General features: G+C 72.5%; 13 protein-coding genes and 1 pseudogene. 5 read left to right on the top strand and 9 right to left on the bottom strand.

The window, feature by feature from the left end:
- Positions 1–540 precede the first annotated feature (540 nt).
- Positions 541–1,002 carry an NUDIX hydrolase gene (locus CP980_RS19320; protein WP_150528698.1) on the top strand — a complete coding sequence of 154 codons (462 nt, stop codon included), beginning with the start codon at positions 541–543 and terminating at the stop codon, positions 1,000–1,002.
- Position 1,003: 1 nt separating this feature from the next.
- Here the strand turns inward: CP980_RS19320 and CP980_RS19315 are convergent, their stop codons facing one another.
- From CP980_RS19315 to CP980_RS19285, 7 genes are all read right to left on the bottom strand, one after another.
- Positions 1,004–1,351 (bottom strand): hypothetical protein, encoded by a 348-nt coding sequence (locus CP980_RS19315; protein WP_150528697.1) that lies wholly within the window; start codon positions 1,349–1,351, stop codon positions 1,004–1,006.
- Positions 1,352–1,428: 77 nt separating this feature from the next.
- Positions 1,429–1,689: a hypothetical protein gene (locus CP980_RS19310; RefSeq protein ID WP_132757586.1), complete on the bottom strand. Its 261-nt coding sequence runs from the start codon at positions 1,687–1,689 to the stop codon at positions 1,429–1,431.
- A gap of 422 nt (positions 1,690–2,111) precedes the next feature.
- Positions 2,112–2,825: a hypothetical protein gene (locus CP980_RS19305; RefSeq protein ID WP_229907294.1), complete on the bottom strand. Its 714-nt coding sequence runs from the start codon at positions 2,823–2,825 to the stop codon at positions 2,112–2,114.
- A 91-nt stretch (positions 2,826–2,916) separates the two neighbouring features.
- Positions 2,917–3,270 carry a hypothetical protein gene (locus CP980_RS19300; RefSeq protein ID WP_150528695.1) on the bottom strand — a complete coding sequence of 118 codons (354 nt, stop codon included), beginning with the start codon at positions 3,268–3,270 and terminating at the stop codon, positions 2,917–2,919.
- Positions 3,271–4,005: 735 nt separating this feature from the next.
- Positions 4,006–4,866, bottom strand: a complete 861-nt coding sequence (locus tag CP980_RS19295) for a helix-turn-helix domain-containing protein (protein ID WP_132757592.1) — start codon at positions 4,864–4,866, stop codon at positions 4,006–4,008.
- 477 nt (positions 4,867–5,343) lie between these two features.
- Entirely contained in the window at positions 5,344–6,168 is an 825-nt protein-coding gene (locus CP980_RS19290; protein ID WP_229907295.1) for a trypsin-like serine peptidase, read from the bottom strand.
- Between the two features lie 103 nt (positions 6,169–6,271).
- Complete coding sequence (locus tag CP980_RS19285; RefSeq protein WP_150528693.1) at positions 6,272–7,492, bottom strand: amidohydrolase family protein; 1,221 nt, start codon at positions 7,490–7,492, stop codon at positions 6,272–6,274.
- A 132-nt stretch (positions 7,493–7,624) separates the two neighbouring features.
- Between CP980_RS19285 and afsR the strand changes: the two genes are divergently transcribed.
- Entirely contained in the window at positions 7,625–10,792 is a 3,168-nt protein-coding gene (gene afsR, locus CP980_RS19275) for an SARP-family global regulator AfsR (RefSeq protein WP_229907296.1), read from the top strand.
- A gap of 206 nt (positions 10,793–10,998) precedes the next feature.
- Positions 10,999–11,229 carry a hypothetical protein gene (locus CP980_RS19270; protein ID WP_132757598.1) on the top strand — a complete coding sequence of 77 codons (231 nt, stop codon included), beginning with the start codon at positions 10,999–11,001 and terminating at the stop codon, positions 11,227–11,229.
- 272 nt (positions 11,230–11,501) lie between these two features.
- Here the strand turns inward: CP980_RS19270 and CP980_RS19265 are convergent, their stop codons facing one another.
- A complete protein-coding gene (locus CP980_RS19265; protein WP_150528692.1) occupies positions 11,502–12,266 on the bottom strand; it encodes an IclR family transcriptional regulator in 765 nt (254 codons plus the stop codon).
- A 130-nt stretch (positions 12,267–12,396) separates the two neighbouring features.
- Here CP980_RS19265 and CP980_RS19260 point away from each other — a divergent pair, with 130 nt between their 5' ends.
- Together CP980_RS19260 and CP980_RS19255 are read left to right on the top strand one after the other, a co-directional pair.
- The gene (locus tag CP980_RS19260) at positions 12,397–13,155 is read left to right on the top strand and encodes a class I SAM-dependent methyltransferase (RefSeq protein WP_150528691.1); all 759 of its coding nucleotides are present in this window, start codon (positions 12,397–12,399) and stop codon (positions 13,153–13,155) included.
- Positions 13,156–13,206: 51 nt separating this feature from the next.
- Positions 13,207–13,463, top strand: a pseudogene (locus CP980_RS19255) (hypothetical protein).
- Here CP980_RS19255 and CP980_RS19250 read toward each other — a convergent pair.
- Positions 13,453–15,078, bottom strand: coding sequence for a FadD3 family acyl-CoA ligase (locus CP980_RS19250; RefSeq protein WP_150528690.1), 1,626 nt, complete (start codon positions 15,076–15,078; stop codon positions 13,453–13,455). The pseudogene CP980_RS19255 and the gene CP980_RS19250 sit on opposite strands and share 11 nt — an antisense overlap.
- Between the last annotated feature and the right edge of the window lie 3 nt (positions 15,079–15,081).

Here is a 15,081-nt window from a genome sequence, read left to right as displayed (position 1 = left end):
CCGGATCCGTCGTGGGCGGCTTATGTCCGGCCACAGACGGTCGTCGGACGCTGTGCCGAGAGGAGCGCGTAGCGATCTGGCGCGCCACCCCGCGCTACATGCGCATCTCATCGCTGCCGGGTGCAGGTCAGGGGCTGCCAGGGCGCGGGATCGGCGTCCCTGACGCGGGCATGTGCATGGCTGTCCCCCTGACCGTTCCTTCGGGGGCTTCCCGGCAGTCTTATGGCATTCCGGGGCGGGCCGGGCAGTCAAGGGTGGCCGAAGGCCATCGCGAAGCGACGCGACCGCAGGGAGCGCCCTTGACGGCCCGGCCCGACACGGAAGGACAGTGGACTGCCGGGAAACCCCCGAACCCTCCACAACCCCGCCCCACGGGACCCCGCCCCCAACACCCCGCCCAACAACCCCACCCCCGCCCCACCGGACCCCGCCCCCCCACCCCGCCCAGCCGCCCCGACCCCGAGCCGGGGATGCCCCCCACACCCCGCCCAGCCCCCCGACCCCGAGCCATCCCTGCCGCCCCCGTCGTACCCTGAGCTGATGAGAACTCCTCGGCAGGCAGCGCGGATTGTCGTCCTCTCCCCCCGTGGGTCGGTGTTCCTCTTCCGGGAGAACAACATCGAAGTCGGGATCCACTGGCTGCCGCCCGGCGGCGGGATCGATCCCGGGGAGACCCCCGAGGAGTGCGTGCGGCGCGAGCTGCGCGAGGAGACCGGGTGGACCGACCTGGAGCCGCAGCGCCTGCTCTGCACCTGGGAGCACGACTTCACCCACCAGGGCATACCCGTACGCCAGCACGAGCACATCTACGTCACCACCGGCCCGCGCCGCGATCCCGTACCGGAGTCGCCCGACGCGCACTGGCGGTGGCTGTCGCAGCAGGCCCTGGCCTCGCTCGGGGAGCCGCTGTGGCCGCCCCGGCTCGCGGAGCTGCTGGCCGACGCGCCGGGCGAGCCCGTCCACCTCGGCCTGGTCGGCAACCAGGGCCGTACGGCGACATGAGTCATCGGGCGCCGGCGATCCATCGTCGGACGGCCGCGTTGGTGGTGTCGTCCAGGGCGGAGACGGCTTCGATGGCGTGAAGGTCTCCGGCGAGCGGTGGGATGCCCGCCGCGGTCAGCGCGGCGTGCAGCTCAAGGCGCCGGTGATGCGCTGCGCCGATCCGGCTGCGGGACTGCTCCCCCGGGTCCGGGATCGGCACGGAGCTCGCGAGGGCGGCGTCCCCCGTGCCCACCCCGCCCCACGCGCCCTCCGTGTCCTCCCTGTTCTCTAAGTCCCGCATGCCGGGGAAGCGGTAGGGGTCGAGCGCCTCCCGCGGTTTCGGCACGCGCGGGGAATCGCGCCACTTCATACGAGGACCTCCTGGAGCCGGCCTGGCGGTGGGCAAGTTGCGGCGGGTCTGTACGGGTGCGGTGGGAGGACGGGTGCTCACATGCTCCGCTCCTGCAGGGCGTGGGCGCCCGCCGCGATCACCTCGGCGAGCTGGTTGGCGACGGCGACGCTGCATCCGCCGAGCCGGACGAACCCGCGGGCGCCCACGGGCCCGTCGTTGGCCAGCGAGGGGAGCACCATTCCCGCCAGCGCGAGGGCTGCCTGGAGATTGGTGGCGGCGTCCAGGCCCGCCTGGTAGGCGGCGTCCTGAAGCCGCTTGTACCGGATTCGTTCAGCGTATGAGGGCTCGTACGACATGGTTGCTGTCCTCTCTCGGTGAGTGGTGCGGATGTGCGGGACGGGGAGGGTACGGAGCAGTCCTCGGAGGCCGTCGCGACCGGATTGCGGACCGCCCGTGACCTATCGGATTCGGTTGTCGTTCCTGAGATGAAAACGATCACTGCGACGGGCTCCCGGAAGGACCACGTTCTCCATGCGGTCAGAGACTGTCGCGCCTTCCTCCCGCGCGCCGTACGCGGTGGCGCCGTCTCCTTCCTCGTCTGCGCGGCCACGGCCGGCTCGGCGGACCGCGGCCGTGTCCGTCCCGGCGGTCTCGCGTTTCGCCGGGGCGTCGGCGCGGCCTTCACCGTCCTCGGCCGCACCCGACGAGCGCCCGGGGGGCGCGGAACTTCGCGCGGGAGGCCAACCGGTGCCGGCCGGGGGCTTCTCGGGCGTGGGCGTCATGCTCCGTAGTGGAGTCTGGGGGCCGGGGAGGGCCTGGGGTTGCGGTGTCGCGGCGTCTGCTGGCGGGGCGGCCGGGTGAGCGTGATCTGGCGGACGAGCTGCTGGAAGCAGGCGAGTGCGGCAATGGCGGGGAGGGTCGCCGCGGCTTGGGCGGGGAGCGTCCTCGGCGCCTGGGCCACGCACAAGAGCGTGGCCAGGGTCGAGAACAACAGGACGATGGACCAGGAGTGGACGGCGCGGCGCTGGTGCAGGGCCGCCCTGAGGATGGACAGCGAGGCGACCATCCAGGGGCCGTAGATCAGCAGTGGCCACCAGCTGACGACGTCGTGGCCGGTGTGGGGTACGGCGCTGTGCCGTAGCGCGTCGCAGATGGCGAGCCCGCTGAAGATGCTCACGACGGCGGCGATGAGCGCGACCAGCACGGACGTGCACAGGCTGCCCGTGCGCACCAGGGCCGCCGCGGGCTTGGCCCGTACGGTCCGTCGGCGGTGCCCCGCGGATGCTTCCGCCGGCCCGGTGCCCGCCGGCCCGGTGCCCGGTGGTCCGGCCACCAGTTTGGTGGTGCTCATCGCGTCGTTCACTTCGTCGAAGACGACCCGGTCGAAGGAGTGCGTCGCGTCGCCCATGCTCCCCTGGAGCAGGCAGGCGAGCTCCTCCGCCGGATCCCACGCGCCGTTCTCCTGGGCCGCGCCGAGTGGCGAATACCCCATGCCGATGTGCTGTTCGGGATCGGGTGCCGGCCGGAACGTGCGGGCATCGGGCTGGGAGGGGAATCCGGTCCAGTCATGATGACCGTATGGTTCATACAAGGGATTCCTGCCTCGATCGGCCGTCGGTGTCGCACATGCCGGGTACGGCCGTGCCGTGCGACCGTCGATTGAACTCGTGGCGGATCGAGCTCATCGCTTCCAGGAAATCCTCGAAGATCGAGGACGAGTAGTTCAGCTCGATTTTCCGACCTTCGTGATGGAGAGCCGCGGTCTCGCCCTGGGCTCGGTCCGATGAAGCCGGTGTGAATGTCCACTTACCCATCCGGGCGGCCTCTGGACTGACGGCGCCATCCTCTTCCCCTGAATGCCGACGGAAGATTGCACCGAGGTTTGCTGTTGTCATAGTCCACCCAACGCTTCCGGCCCCGAGCAGGGTGTGAGCCATGCGGGTGATGATGACGGAGCGCGCGCGTACAGGCCGTTGCCTTTCACCGTTTCCGCCGTCGCGGCGAACCGCCAGAGCCGGGCTTCTCCGCAGATCAGAGCGGTGGTGGCGAGGATTGGGACGGGATGGAACGGGGTAGGGCCGGGGGCCGAACCGTGCCGGCCGGCGTCGCCCCGCGCGGTTCTCGGGGTCGCCTGTGTGGGGGTTGTGCGACCGCCGTGCTGTCGGGCCGGCGCACCCCCGCCCACCCTGCCCCGGAACCGGGCCGCCTCACGAAAATAGGAAATTGCGGCAATCCGACAGGGTGCTGCACATGGCTGCAATGAGGGCGCGGGGCATAACTCTGCATATGCCGCTGCGTTATGTGGAGATGTTGCCGAGGACTCGAACGAGGGCCCTCGTTGCGCGAATCCGTCACCGGAAGGGAGTCGCTGTGGCAGACATGTTGGTGAGGCTCGTGCTGATCTGTGCAGTACTAGGCGCGTTCTGGAGCGCAATGGCGTCGTCGGGCGTGGGCCGCATGCGGCACAAGGACGCCCTCGAACTGAGGCGCCAGCAGCGCTTCAGGTACGTCTCGGAGCGGAACGCGAATGCCCCCTGGCTCTTCCAGCACGAAATGCCGGATACCGCCGCGCCGGCGCGGGAGCCCGTCGGCACCCCGACGTGTTCCGCCTGCGGAGCCCTCGCCGGGTGGGAAGGCGGGGCCCCTGGCTGAACACCGGCGCCGCCCGCCGCTCATGAGGGCCGCGCGTAGATCCGGCTGGTGTCGCGGATGAACTGACGGCTCTGTTCGGGTGCGAGTGCCTGTGCTTGGAGGTGGTCGTACATGAAGTGGTAGGGCCGGCGGTCCGCGGGCTTCTCCAGGTAGAGATCGCTGGTGAAACGCTCCAGGTACACGACTCCCGCGTCGTTGTCGGAGAACGTGAGGATGGAGAACTGCCCCGAGAGACCGGGGTGGGCTCCTGCGGTGTGCGGGAGGACCTGCACGGTGATGTGCGGCTGGGCGCTGATGCGGTCCAGGTGTTCGAGCTGTTCACGCATGATGTCGGCGGTGCCCACGATGCGGTGTAACGCGGATTCGTCCAGGACGACCCATAAACGAAAGGGGCGGGCGGGGTGGTGGGCGCGGTGCTGGCGGCGTAGCCGCACCTCAAGACGGACGGCGGCCTGTTCGGCCGTGATGTGAGGGTTCGTTTCCCCGATGACCGCCTCGGCGTAGGCGGGGGTCTGCAGCAGACCGGGCATCACCAGCGGCTCGTACGAGTGAATGGAGACGGCCTCCGTCTCCATGCCGACGAACACGCCGTAGGGCACGTCGCCGTAGGCGACCCACCAGCCCTGCCGGCCCGACTCCTTCGCCATCCGCATCAGCGAGGCGACGAGCGACTGGTCGATGACGCCGTAGAGTTCGCACAGATCACGCACGTCACGGGGGTTGATCGCACGACGGCCCGTCTCCAGAAGGCTGATCTTGGACTGGGACACCAGCAGCAGACCGGCCACTTGCTGGGACGTCATGCCCGAGGCCCGACGCAGCCGCCGAAGTTCCGCGCCCAGGCGGAGCCTTCTGACGGTGGGGCTTCCGTTCGCCGCCATGGGCGGTTCTACCTCCAACTACACGAACTCACACAGAGATGCAGGGCCCACGGCAAGCGCCAAAAGCATTCTGCTTACCCGAACCGGCGGGGGGCGCACCCGGATGGTGAAGACCACCTATCCGGCCCAACGGGTAGCGCCCGGACTGGCTCCCCCGACGACGGACGGCCCCGCGTCCGGCGCCGCCGGTTGTCCGGAGCGGTCCGCCCGCAGCGGCCGCGACGCCCGCCGCGACCGAAGGGCGGCCGCGTTCCCGCCGCCTTGCGGGCGTCATGCCAGGTGACACCGATCCAGTCCTTCGAGCGGTCGAGTGGCCGATTGTTTACGGCTATGCGCCATCGTACCGAACCCGGAGCGTCACCACGGACGGACCGTCAGTTTCCGGCGAGCGCAATGGTCGTGGCCCCGGCGGCCGGGTTGCGAACCCTCCACGGGCCGCCCCTCGCTCCCCTGGGCGGCCGGCCCACCTCCGGCGGGTCAGTGGCCCGACGTGGCCTTCGCGTACAGCGTCGCCGCGTACTCCCCCAGGATCGTGCTCGTCGAGACGTCGTCCGTGTCCCCGCCCGTCAGGATCCCGATGATCTTGCCGTCTTTCGCGAGCCACGCGCTGCCGCTCGTGCCGCCCGGGAAGTCCGCGCAGTCGAAGCGCTGCTCGGTCGGGGTCTCGCGGATCGCCGACGCCGTGCACGTGCGCGGGACCTTGCGGTCCGCCGGGTAGCCGGTGACGGTGATCTCCTCGCCCGAGCGGCCCGTGGTGTCCAGGGTGGCGGCGCCCGTGACGTCCTCGATGTTGCGGCCCGAGGCGTCCGGGGCGAGGCGGGCGAAGGCGAGGTCGTAGTCGTCGTCCGAGTCCTCGGACCAGCGGGTGTCCTCGAAGACCTCTTCGATGGTCCAGGCGCCGTACGGGGCGCTGCCGTTCGCGTACGCGGGTGCGAAGACCGCGCCCGCGTCGCCGTGCTTCCCGGCGAGCAGGCAGTGCCCGGCGGTGACGATCATGTTCTTGCCCGGGCTGTGCACGACGGTGGCGGTGCAGAAGTGGTCACCCTGTACGCCGCCTTCGAACAGGGCGCCGGTGAAGGCGGCGGGGCTGCCCGGCCGGGGAGTTCCCGAGGCGCTCAACTGCGGCTGCTTCGCAGCTTGCGATCGCGAAGGCGCGCTCGGCGAGGGCTTCGCCGGAGCCGCCGCCTCGACGGGCGCCCGAGACCGGCCCTCCGCGGCCGGCACCACCTTCGTCATGGCAGCCGACGCGCCCAGCGCCGCCACCGCGCACAACACCCCGGTCACCACGGTCCGCTTGTCCACCGCCACCGCCCCTCCCACTTTGCTCCGGCGAAGCATGCCTTGATGTCCGCCCTCGCCGCAAGGGGACCTCCGGCCTCCCGCCGACCCGGCCGCCCGCCCCCGCCTACGCCCCCGCCCACAGCCCTTCCGCCGTCAGGCCCAGCAGGTCGATGGCGTTGCCGCGCACGATGCGGTCCACCACGTCCGGCGCCAGGTGGGACATCTGCGCCTCGCCCACCTCCCGCGACTTCGGCCACGTCGAGTCGGAGTGCGGATAGTCCGTCTCGTAGAGGACGTTCGCGACGCCGATGGAGTCCAGGTTCTTCAGGCCGAACGGGTCGTCGAAGAAGCAGCCGAAGACGTGCTCCGCGAAGAGCTCCGACGGCGGACGGTGCACCTTGTCCGCGACCCCGCCCCAGGCGCGGTTCTCCTCCCACACCACGTCCGCGCGCTCCAGGATGTACGGGATCCAGCCGATCTGGCCCTCCGCGTACATGATCCTGAGGTTCGGGAAGCGCTCGAACTTGCCGCTCATCAGCCAGTCGACCATCGAGAAGCAGCAGTTGGCGAAGGTGATGGTGGAGCCGACCGCCGGCGGCGCGTCCGCCGAGGTCGACGGCATCCTCGACGAGGACCCGATGTGCATCGCGATCACGGTGCCGGTCTCGTCGCACGCCTGGAGGAAGGGGTCCCACTCGTCGGTGTGGATCGAGGGGAGGCCCAGGTGGGGGGGTATCTCCGAGAAGGCGACGGCGCGCACGCCGCGCGCCGCGTTGCGGCGGACCTCGGCGGCGGCGAGGTGGGCGTCCCAGAGCGGGATGAGGGTGAGGGGGATCAGGCGGCCGCGCGCGTCCGGGCCGCACCACTCCTCGACCATCCAGTCGTTGTACGCCCGCACGCCGAGCAGCCCGAGCTCGCGGTCCTTGGCCTCGGTGAAGGTCTGGCCGCAGAAGCGGGGGAAGGTCGGGAAGCACAGCGCCGACTGGACGTGATTGACGTCCATGTCGGCGAGGCGCTCGGGAACCGAGAAGGAGCCGGGGCGCATCTGCTCGTACGTGATGACTTCGAGCTTGATCTCGTCGCGGTCGTAGCCGACGGCGGTGTCGAGGCGGGTGAGGGGTCGGTGCAGGTCCTCGTACACCCACCAGTCGCCGATCGGACCGTCGTCGCCCCTGGCTCCCATGACGGGCGCGAACTTGCCGCCGAGGAAGGTCATTTCCTTCAAGGGGGCGCGGACGATCCGGGGGCCGGTGTCCTGGTATTTGGACGGGAGCCGGTCCCGCCAGACGTGGGGAGGTTCAACCGTGTGGTCGTCCACCGAGATGATCTTCGGGAAGGTCTCCATGTGGACTACGGTAGCGCCGATCTGACGAACCGTCAGCTAGTTGGGGAGTGATCGGTCCGACACGGGCTGACGGGTAAGCGCAAGACAGGGCAGACTGGCCCTTACACCGACGGAAGGCAGGGGGGACGACAGATGGACGGCATACCGGCCATCCCGCACCAGCGGAACCGCCCCGAGGCAGCCCGGCGCCACTCCGTTGCCGCGCCGGACGCCACGACCGGGGCCCGGCCTGACTCCACGACCGCCCGCTCCGCGCAGCCGCACACCACACCCGCGCCCGCGCCCACCGCGGACCCGCACGCCCCCGACGCCGCCCACGCCCCGGACGCCGCCCATGCCCCGGACGCCCCGCCCACCGCGCACCCGGCGGCCGGCGCCGACCGCGCCCCCGCCCCCGACTCCTGCCGCTTCGCCGTCCTCGGCCCCATCCGCGCCTGGCGCGGCGGCGAGGCACTGCCCTCCGGGACCCCCCAGCAGCGCGCCCTGCTCGCCGCGCTCCTGCTGCGCGGCGGCCGTACCGCGACCGCGCCCGAGCTGATCGACGCCATCTGGGGCGAGGACCCGCCGCAGCAGGCCCTCGCCACGATCCGTACGTACGCCTCCCGCCTGCGCAAGGTCCTCGCGCCGGGCATGCTCGTCACCGAGTCCGGCGGCTACGCCATCCACACCCCCGCCGACGCCCTCGACCTCGGCACCGCCCGCGCCCTCGCCGCCGAAGCCGAGCAGGCGCGCGGCGCCGGCGACCGGATCCTCGCCCGTACGCTCCTCGACCGCGCCCTCGACCTGTGGGACGGGGAACCGCTCGCCGGGGTCCCCGGCCCGCACGCCGACACCGAGCGCACCCGGCTCCAGGAGTGGCGCCTGCAGCTGCTGGAGACCCGCCTCGACCTCGACCTGGAGGTCGGCCACCACGCCGAGGCCGTTTCCGAGCTCACCGCCCTCACCGCCGCCCACCCGCTGCGCGAACGGCTGCGCGAGCTCCTCATGCTCGCCCTGTACCGCAGCGGCCGGCAGGCCGAGGCCCTCGCCGTGTACGCCGACACCCGCCGGCTCCTCGCGGACGAACTCGGCGTGGACCCCCGGCCCGAACTCGCCGCGCTCCAGCAGCGCATCCTGCGCGCGGACGCCGAACTCGCCCGCGCCGAAGATCCGGCCCCGGCCGCCGCGCCCGCACTCGTAAGGCCCGCCCAATTGCCCGCCACCGTGGCCGACTTCACCGGCCGAGCCACCTTCGTCAACGAGCTCGGCGAGATCCTGGCCGGCGTCGGCGGCCAGGTCATGGCCGTCTCCGCCCTCGCCGGCATCGGCGGCGTCGGCAAGACCACCCTCGCCGTGCACGTCGCGCACGCCGCCCGCCCGCACTTCCCCGACGGCCAGCTCTACGTGGACCTCCAGGGCACCGAGCCCCGGCCCGCCGAGCCCGTCGCCGTCCTCGGCTCCTTCCTGCGCGCCCTCGGCACCCCCGACACGGCCATCCCGGACAGCGCCGCCGAGCGGGCCGCGCTCTACCGCTCCACGCTCGACGGCCGCCGCGTCCTGGTCCTGCTCGACAACGCCCGCGACGCCGCCCAGGTCCGTCCGCTGCTTCCGGGCACCGCGGGCTGCGCCGCGCTCGTCACCAGCCGGGTCCGCATGGCGGGCCTCGCCGGGGCCCATCTCGTGGACCTCGACGTGATGAGCCCCGAGGAAGCCCTCCAGCTGTTCACCCGGATCGTGGGCACGGAGCGCGTCGGCGCCGAACGCCAGGCCGCCCTCGACGTGGTCGGCGCCTGCGGGTTCCTGCCGCTCGCCATCCGCATCGCCGCCTCCCGGCTCGCCGCCCGCCGCACCTGGACCGTGTCCGTCCTCGCCGCGAAGCTGGCGGACGAGCGCCGCCGCCTCGACGAGCTCCAGGCCGGCGACCTCGCCGTCAAGGCCACCTTCGAGCTCGGCTACGGGCAGCTGGAGCCCGAGCAGCAGCGCGCCTTCCGCCTCCTCGGCCTCGCCGACGGGCCCGACATCTCCCTGGCCGCCGCGGCCGCCGCGCTCGACCTGCCCGAGTACGACACCGAGGACCTCCTCGAAGCGCTGGTGGACTGCTCCCTCCTCGAATCGGCCGCGCCCGGCCGCTACCGCTTCCACGACCTCGTACGGCTCTACGCGCGTGCGTGCGCCGAGCGCGACGAACAGCCGCCGAGCAGCCGGGACGCCGCCCTGGACCGGCTGCTGGACTTCTACCTCGCCACCGCCTCCGCGGTGTACGCGATGGAGCGCCCGGGTGACCGGCTGCCCGCGCACCTGTCCGCGACCCACTACCCCGGGCTGCGCTTCGCCGAGCCGCGCGCCGCCCTCGACTGGCTGTACGCCGAGGCCGACCCGCTGCTGGCCTGCGTCCGGCAGGCCTCCGTACGCTCGACCGGGCGGGCGGACGTACTGCGCCGGGCCGTCGACCTCCTGTGGGCGGCGAAGGACCTCGCCGAGTCGGGGGCCAACTCCAAGCAGTACGAGTCCGCCGCCGTGGCCCTGCGCGACGCCGCGCACGCCGCGAAGGACCCGCACGCGGAGGGCCGCGCCCGGACCACCCTCACCAACGTCCACCTGGTCGCGGGCCGCTTCGGCGAGGCCGACGAGGAGGCCCGCCAGGCGATGGACCTCGCCCGCGAGGCCGGCGACCCGCTGCCCAGCTGCTGGGCGCCCAACGACCGCGGGATCATCGCCCTCTACCAGGGGCGGCACGCCGACGGCGAGCGGTACCTGCTGGAGGCCATCGACAACTTCCGTGCCGACGGCAACCACATCGGCGAGGCCAGCGCGCTGTGCAACCTGTCCCGGATCCACGTGGAACTGGGCCGTCTGACCAGCGCCATCGACCTCGCCGAGCAGGGCATCGCCATATACGACCGGATGGGGCTGACCCTGCGCCTGGCCAACGGCCGCTACGCGCTGGGCATCGCCCTCACCGAGGCGGGGCGGCTCGGCGAGGCGCAGACGCAGCTGACCGAGGCGCTCTCGCTGTTCCACGACAACCGGCAGCCGCTGTGGGAGGGCGTGACGCACTTCCGGCTCGCCGTCGCCCATCTGGCCGCGCACCGGCCCACGCTGGCCGCCGCACACGCCGAGCAGGCGATCGCGCTGCGCGGGATCGGCGGGGAGTGGCGGCGGGCGACGGTGCTGACGGTACTGGGCAAGGCGCTGCGCAGGCTGGGCCAGCGGGACCGGGCGCGGGTGTGCTGGCGGGACGCGGAGGTCGTGTTCAAGCAGCTGAAGTCGGCCGAGCTCGCCGAGGTACAGGCCCTGTTGGCGGCCGAGGTCGCGGCCTGAGCTGGGGGGACCGGCGGCGGGACGGCTCCGGGCCGTCCGCTGATCGACTGATGAACGAGGCATTCATCGTTCGTTTATCGCCGCCCGGCACGATAGAGACATCGACTCACCGCATCGGGGGACGCGGGAGTCGGCTGGAGGACCACCCGTTCGGCGGTCCGCGGGGGAATCGCCGAACGGGCCCGACACACCCATCAGGAGAACCGATGACGACGAACGAGAACATCCTGCCGAACGACGGCGACATCAAGCCGATGGACAATCACGCGTCCGGGATCGAGATCAAGCCGCTCGACGACAGCCTGACACCGGGCGTCGACATCACACCGATGGACAATCACGCCTCCGGCATCGAGATCAAGCCGCTGGAGAAGAACCCGGCTTCGGCCGAGGACATCGTGGCGATGGACAACCACGCCTCGGGGCCGCGGCCGTAAGACGTCCCACGGGGGATACGGGGGACGGGGGGCCGGTCCCACGGGGGATACGGGGGACCGGGTTCAACGGGGGGGCCACGGCGGGATTCGGGGGAACCCGCCGTGGTCGACGGGGGAGCACGAGCCGGTGGGTCACGGGGGACCACCGGTGCACGAGAACAACGGGGGAGCACCACAGGGACGGCGGCCGCGGTGGCCCGGAGGGGGAGCCACCGCGGCCGTCGTCGCATGCCCATGTCCGGGGCCGGGCCGATGACGGGCCGACGAGGGGGTCAGCCGCGCTGGAGCAGGAGTTCCACGCCCCGCGCGGCTTCGAGCAGCGCCGGCGAGAAGCGCTCCAGTTCCGTCCGGGTGGTCAGGGCCGCGGCCGCGGTGAGGCTGATGCCGCCGACCGGGGCTCCGTCGTGGCCGAAGACGGGCGCGGCCAGGCAGCGTACGGCCCCGGACCCGGCCCCCGCCCCCGCCTGCGTCCCTTCCTCCGCGTCGTCCAGGGCGTAGCCGAGCTCGCGTACCTCGCTCAGCTCGCCGGGGGCGTGCGCCGGCGCTCCGGCGGCCCGGCACAGCGCCCGCGCCTCCTCCGGCGGGAGGTGGGCCAGGACGGAGCGGCCGATGGCGGTGGAGTGCAGGGCGGCGCGCATGCCGAGGCGGGCGGGGCTGCGGAAGGGGCGGCCGCTCTCGACCTTGCGGATGTACGTGAGGGCGGCGCCGTGGCGCAGCGCCAGGTGGACGGCGTGGCCGGTGCCCTTGTGCAGGAACTCCAGCAGCTCGGTGATCCCCTCGGGCCGCTCGGCGCAGACCCTGGCGGCAACCGAGCGCAGCCGCAGGCCGATGCCGTAGCTGCCCTCCCCGTCGGTGACGGCGTAGCCCTGCTCGACGAGCGAGGCCAGGATCCGGTACGTGCTGGACTTGGGCACGCCCGAGGCGGCGGCCACCTCCGCGAGCCGGTGCGGGCCGCCGGGTGCGCTCAGCTCCTCGATGATCCGCAGGGTCTTCTCCAGGGCGCTGCTTCCGGCCATCGAGCTCCGTACGGCGCTCACCACGAAACCCCAAGCTTTGGCAAAATGGACGTTTTCTACTGTACGTCACGAGAAGACCGTTTTGATCCGCGGTCGCGGCCGCGCGGAAGGACCCGCCCCGGCCAGGGCCCTCCCTCATTAGGCTGGGCCCGTGTTCACCTCACAGGGACCCACCGTCCGCGAGCTCGCCGCGCAGGCGCTCTCGTCCGTCGAGCGCGGGTACGACCTGCTCTCCCCCAAGTTCGACCAGACCCCCTTCCGCACGCCCGACCGGATGCTCGACGCGGTCGAGGAGACGCTCGCCCAGCGGGAGGGCTCCTTCGGGTCCGGGCTCGACGTGTGCTGCGGGACCGGCGCCGGGCTCGGGATGCTGCTGCGGCTGTGCCGGGGCCGGGTGACCGGGGTGGACCTGAGCGCGGGCATGCTGGCGGAGGCCGCGCGGGCGTACCCCGACGAGCGCGTCGACCTCGTACGGGCCGACGCGCGGGCGCTGCCGCCCGGGCCGGCGGATCCGTACGACCTGGCCGTCAGCTTCGGGGCCTTCGGCCACTTCCTCCCGGCCGAACGGCCCGCCCTCTTCTCCGGCGTCCACGCCGCGCTGCGCCCGGGCGGCCTCTTCGCCTTCCCGATCGGGGCGCCGATCACGCCGGCCTCCGCCGCGTGGTGGGCGGTGACGGGCTTCGACGCCGCGATGCGGGTGCGCAACGCGGTGTGGCGGCCGCCGTTCGTCATGTACTACCGGACCTTCCCGCTGGGCGGCGTCCGCGCCGACCTGCGCGCGGCCGGCTTCACGGTGGAGACGGTCCCGCTGGACCACTTCGGCCGCCGCCCCGACGGCACCCCCCGCTGGCGCCTGGTCCTGGCCCGCAGGGCGACCGGAGCGCCGGTAGGGAGAGCTGAGGACGAGTAGCCGACTCAGCATCCACTGGAGGACGCCGTGGCAGCCGGGCTTCCCGAATGGATGCTCCCGCCCCGCCCGAGCGGTTGGGAAGCGGACGACCTCGACCACTGGCCGCAGGCCCCCCGGCACACCGAGCTCATCGACGGAGCGCCCCCCACCCCTGGCGGGTCGAGGACGAGGAGGGTGATCCCGTCGTGCACGTCTACGAGCTGGACGTGGTCACCCGGACGTACGTCCCGACCGGGATCCACCGCGACCGGATCAAGGTGGCGGTCCCGTTCCCCCTGGACATCGACCTGGGCACCCTCACGCCCTGAGCGGGCGGGCGCGGAGTTCGCGTTTGAGGACCTTTCCGCTCGCGTTGCGCGGGAGTTCGGTGACGAACTCGACCTCGCGCGGCACCTTGTAGTTGGCCATCTCGCGGCGCGACCAGGCGATCAGGTCGTCGGAGGTGAGGGTGGAGCCCGGGCGGCGGACCGCGTACGCCTTGCCGACCTCGCCCAGGCGCGGATCGGAGATCCCGACGACGGCCACGTCGGCCACGTCCGGGTGCAGGCCCAGGAGTTGCTCTATCTCCGCTGGGTAGGCGTTGAACCCGCCGACGATGAACATGTCCTTGATCCGGTCGGTGATGCGCAGGTTGCCCTCGGCGTCGAGGACCCCCACGTCGCCGGTGCGCAGCCAGCCGTCGGGGGTGATGGCCTCGGCGGTCTCGGCCGGGTCCTCGAAGTAGCCCCGCATCACGTGGTGGCCGCGCACCCACACCTCGCCCGCGGTGCCCACGGGCCGCTCCGTGCCCTGCCGGTCGGCGACGACCCTGACCTCCGTGTCCGGGATGGGCCGCCCGGAGGTGGCGGCGATGACCTCGGCCGGGTCCCCGCGGCGGCACATGGTGACGATGCCGCTGGCCTCGGAGAGCCCGTACGCGGTGAGGACGGTGGCGATGTGCAGTTCTCCGCGGAGCCGTTCGACGAGCTGGAGCGGGACGACGGCGGCGCCGGTGACGACCAGGCGCAGCGCGGACAGGTCGTGGTGGTCGCGCTGGGGGTGGTCCAGGAGCGACTGGTGGAGGGTGGGCGGGCCGGGGAGTACGGAGATCCGCTCGGCGGCGATGTTGGCGAGGACGGTGTCCACGTTGAAGACGGGCTGCGGGACCATCGTGGCCCCGCGCATCAGGCAGGCGATGATGCCGGCCTTGTAGCCGAAGGTGTGGAAGAAGGGGTTCACGATCAGATAGCGGTCGCCCTCGCGCAGCCCCGCGAGCTCGCTCCAGACGTCGTAGCAGCGCAGCGACTGGGCGTGGCTGATGACGGCGCCCTTGGGGCTGCCGGTGGTGCCGGAGGTGAAGATGATGTCGGAGGGGGCCTCGGGGCGGATGGACTCGGCGCGTTCGCGCACGGCGTCGGCGCCGGTCCCGTCCCCGCCGGCCAGGAAGTCCTTCCAGGTGCGGAACTCCTGCGGGGCGTCCTCGGCGAGCACGACGACCTGTTCGAGGTGCGGCAGCCCGGGCAGCGGGCCGTGGCCCTCCCCTTCGGCGGCCGCCCGGCGCAGGGAGGCGACGTACGAGGTGCCGAGGAAGGTGCCGGTGACGAACAGGAGTCTGGCCCGGCTGCGCCGCAGGACGTACGCGGCCTCCGAGCCCTTGAAACGGGTGTTGAGGGGGACGAGGACGGCGCCCGCCGAGACCGCGCCGAGCGCGCAGACGATCCACTCCAGGGTGTTGGGGGCCCAGACGGCGACGCGGTCCCCCGGCTCGATCCCGGCGGCGATGGCGGCGGCCGCGGCCCGCTCCACGCGCTCGCCGAGCTGCGCGTAGCTGATGCGGACGCGCCCGTCGACGACGGCTTCGCGGTCGGCGTACTCCGCGGCCGCCGCGCGCACCAGTCCCGCGATGGAGCCCCAGCGCAGATCCCCCCGCGCGTCTTCGGTCATCGC

Origin of the sequence: Streptomyces vinaceus (assembly GCF_008704935.1) — a bacterium.
Lineage (GTDB): Bacteria > Actinomycetota > Actinomycetes > Streptomycetales > Streptomycetaceae > Streptomyces > Streptomyces vinaceus.
Note: the sequence above shows the minus strand (reverse complement) of the source record. Positions and strands in the feature narration are given on the sequence as shown.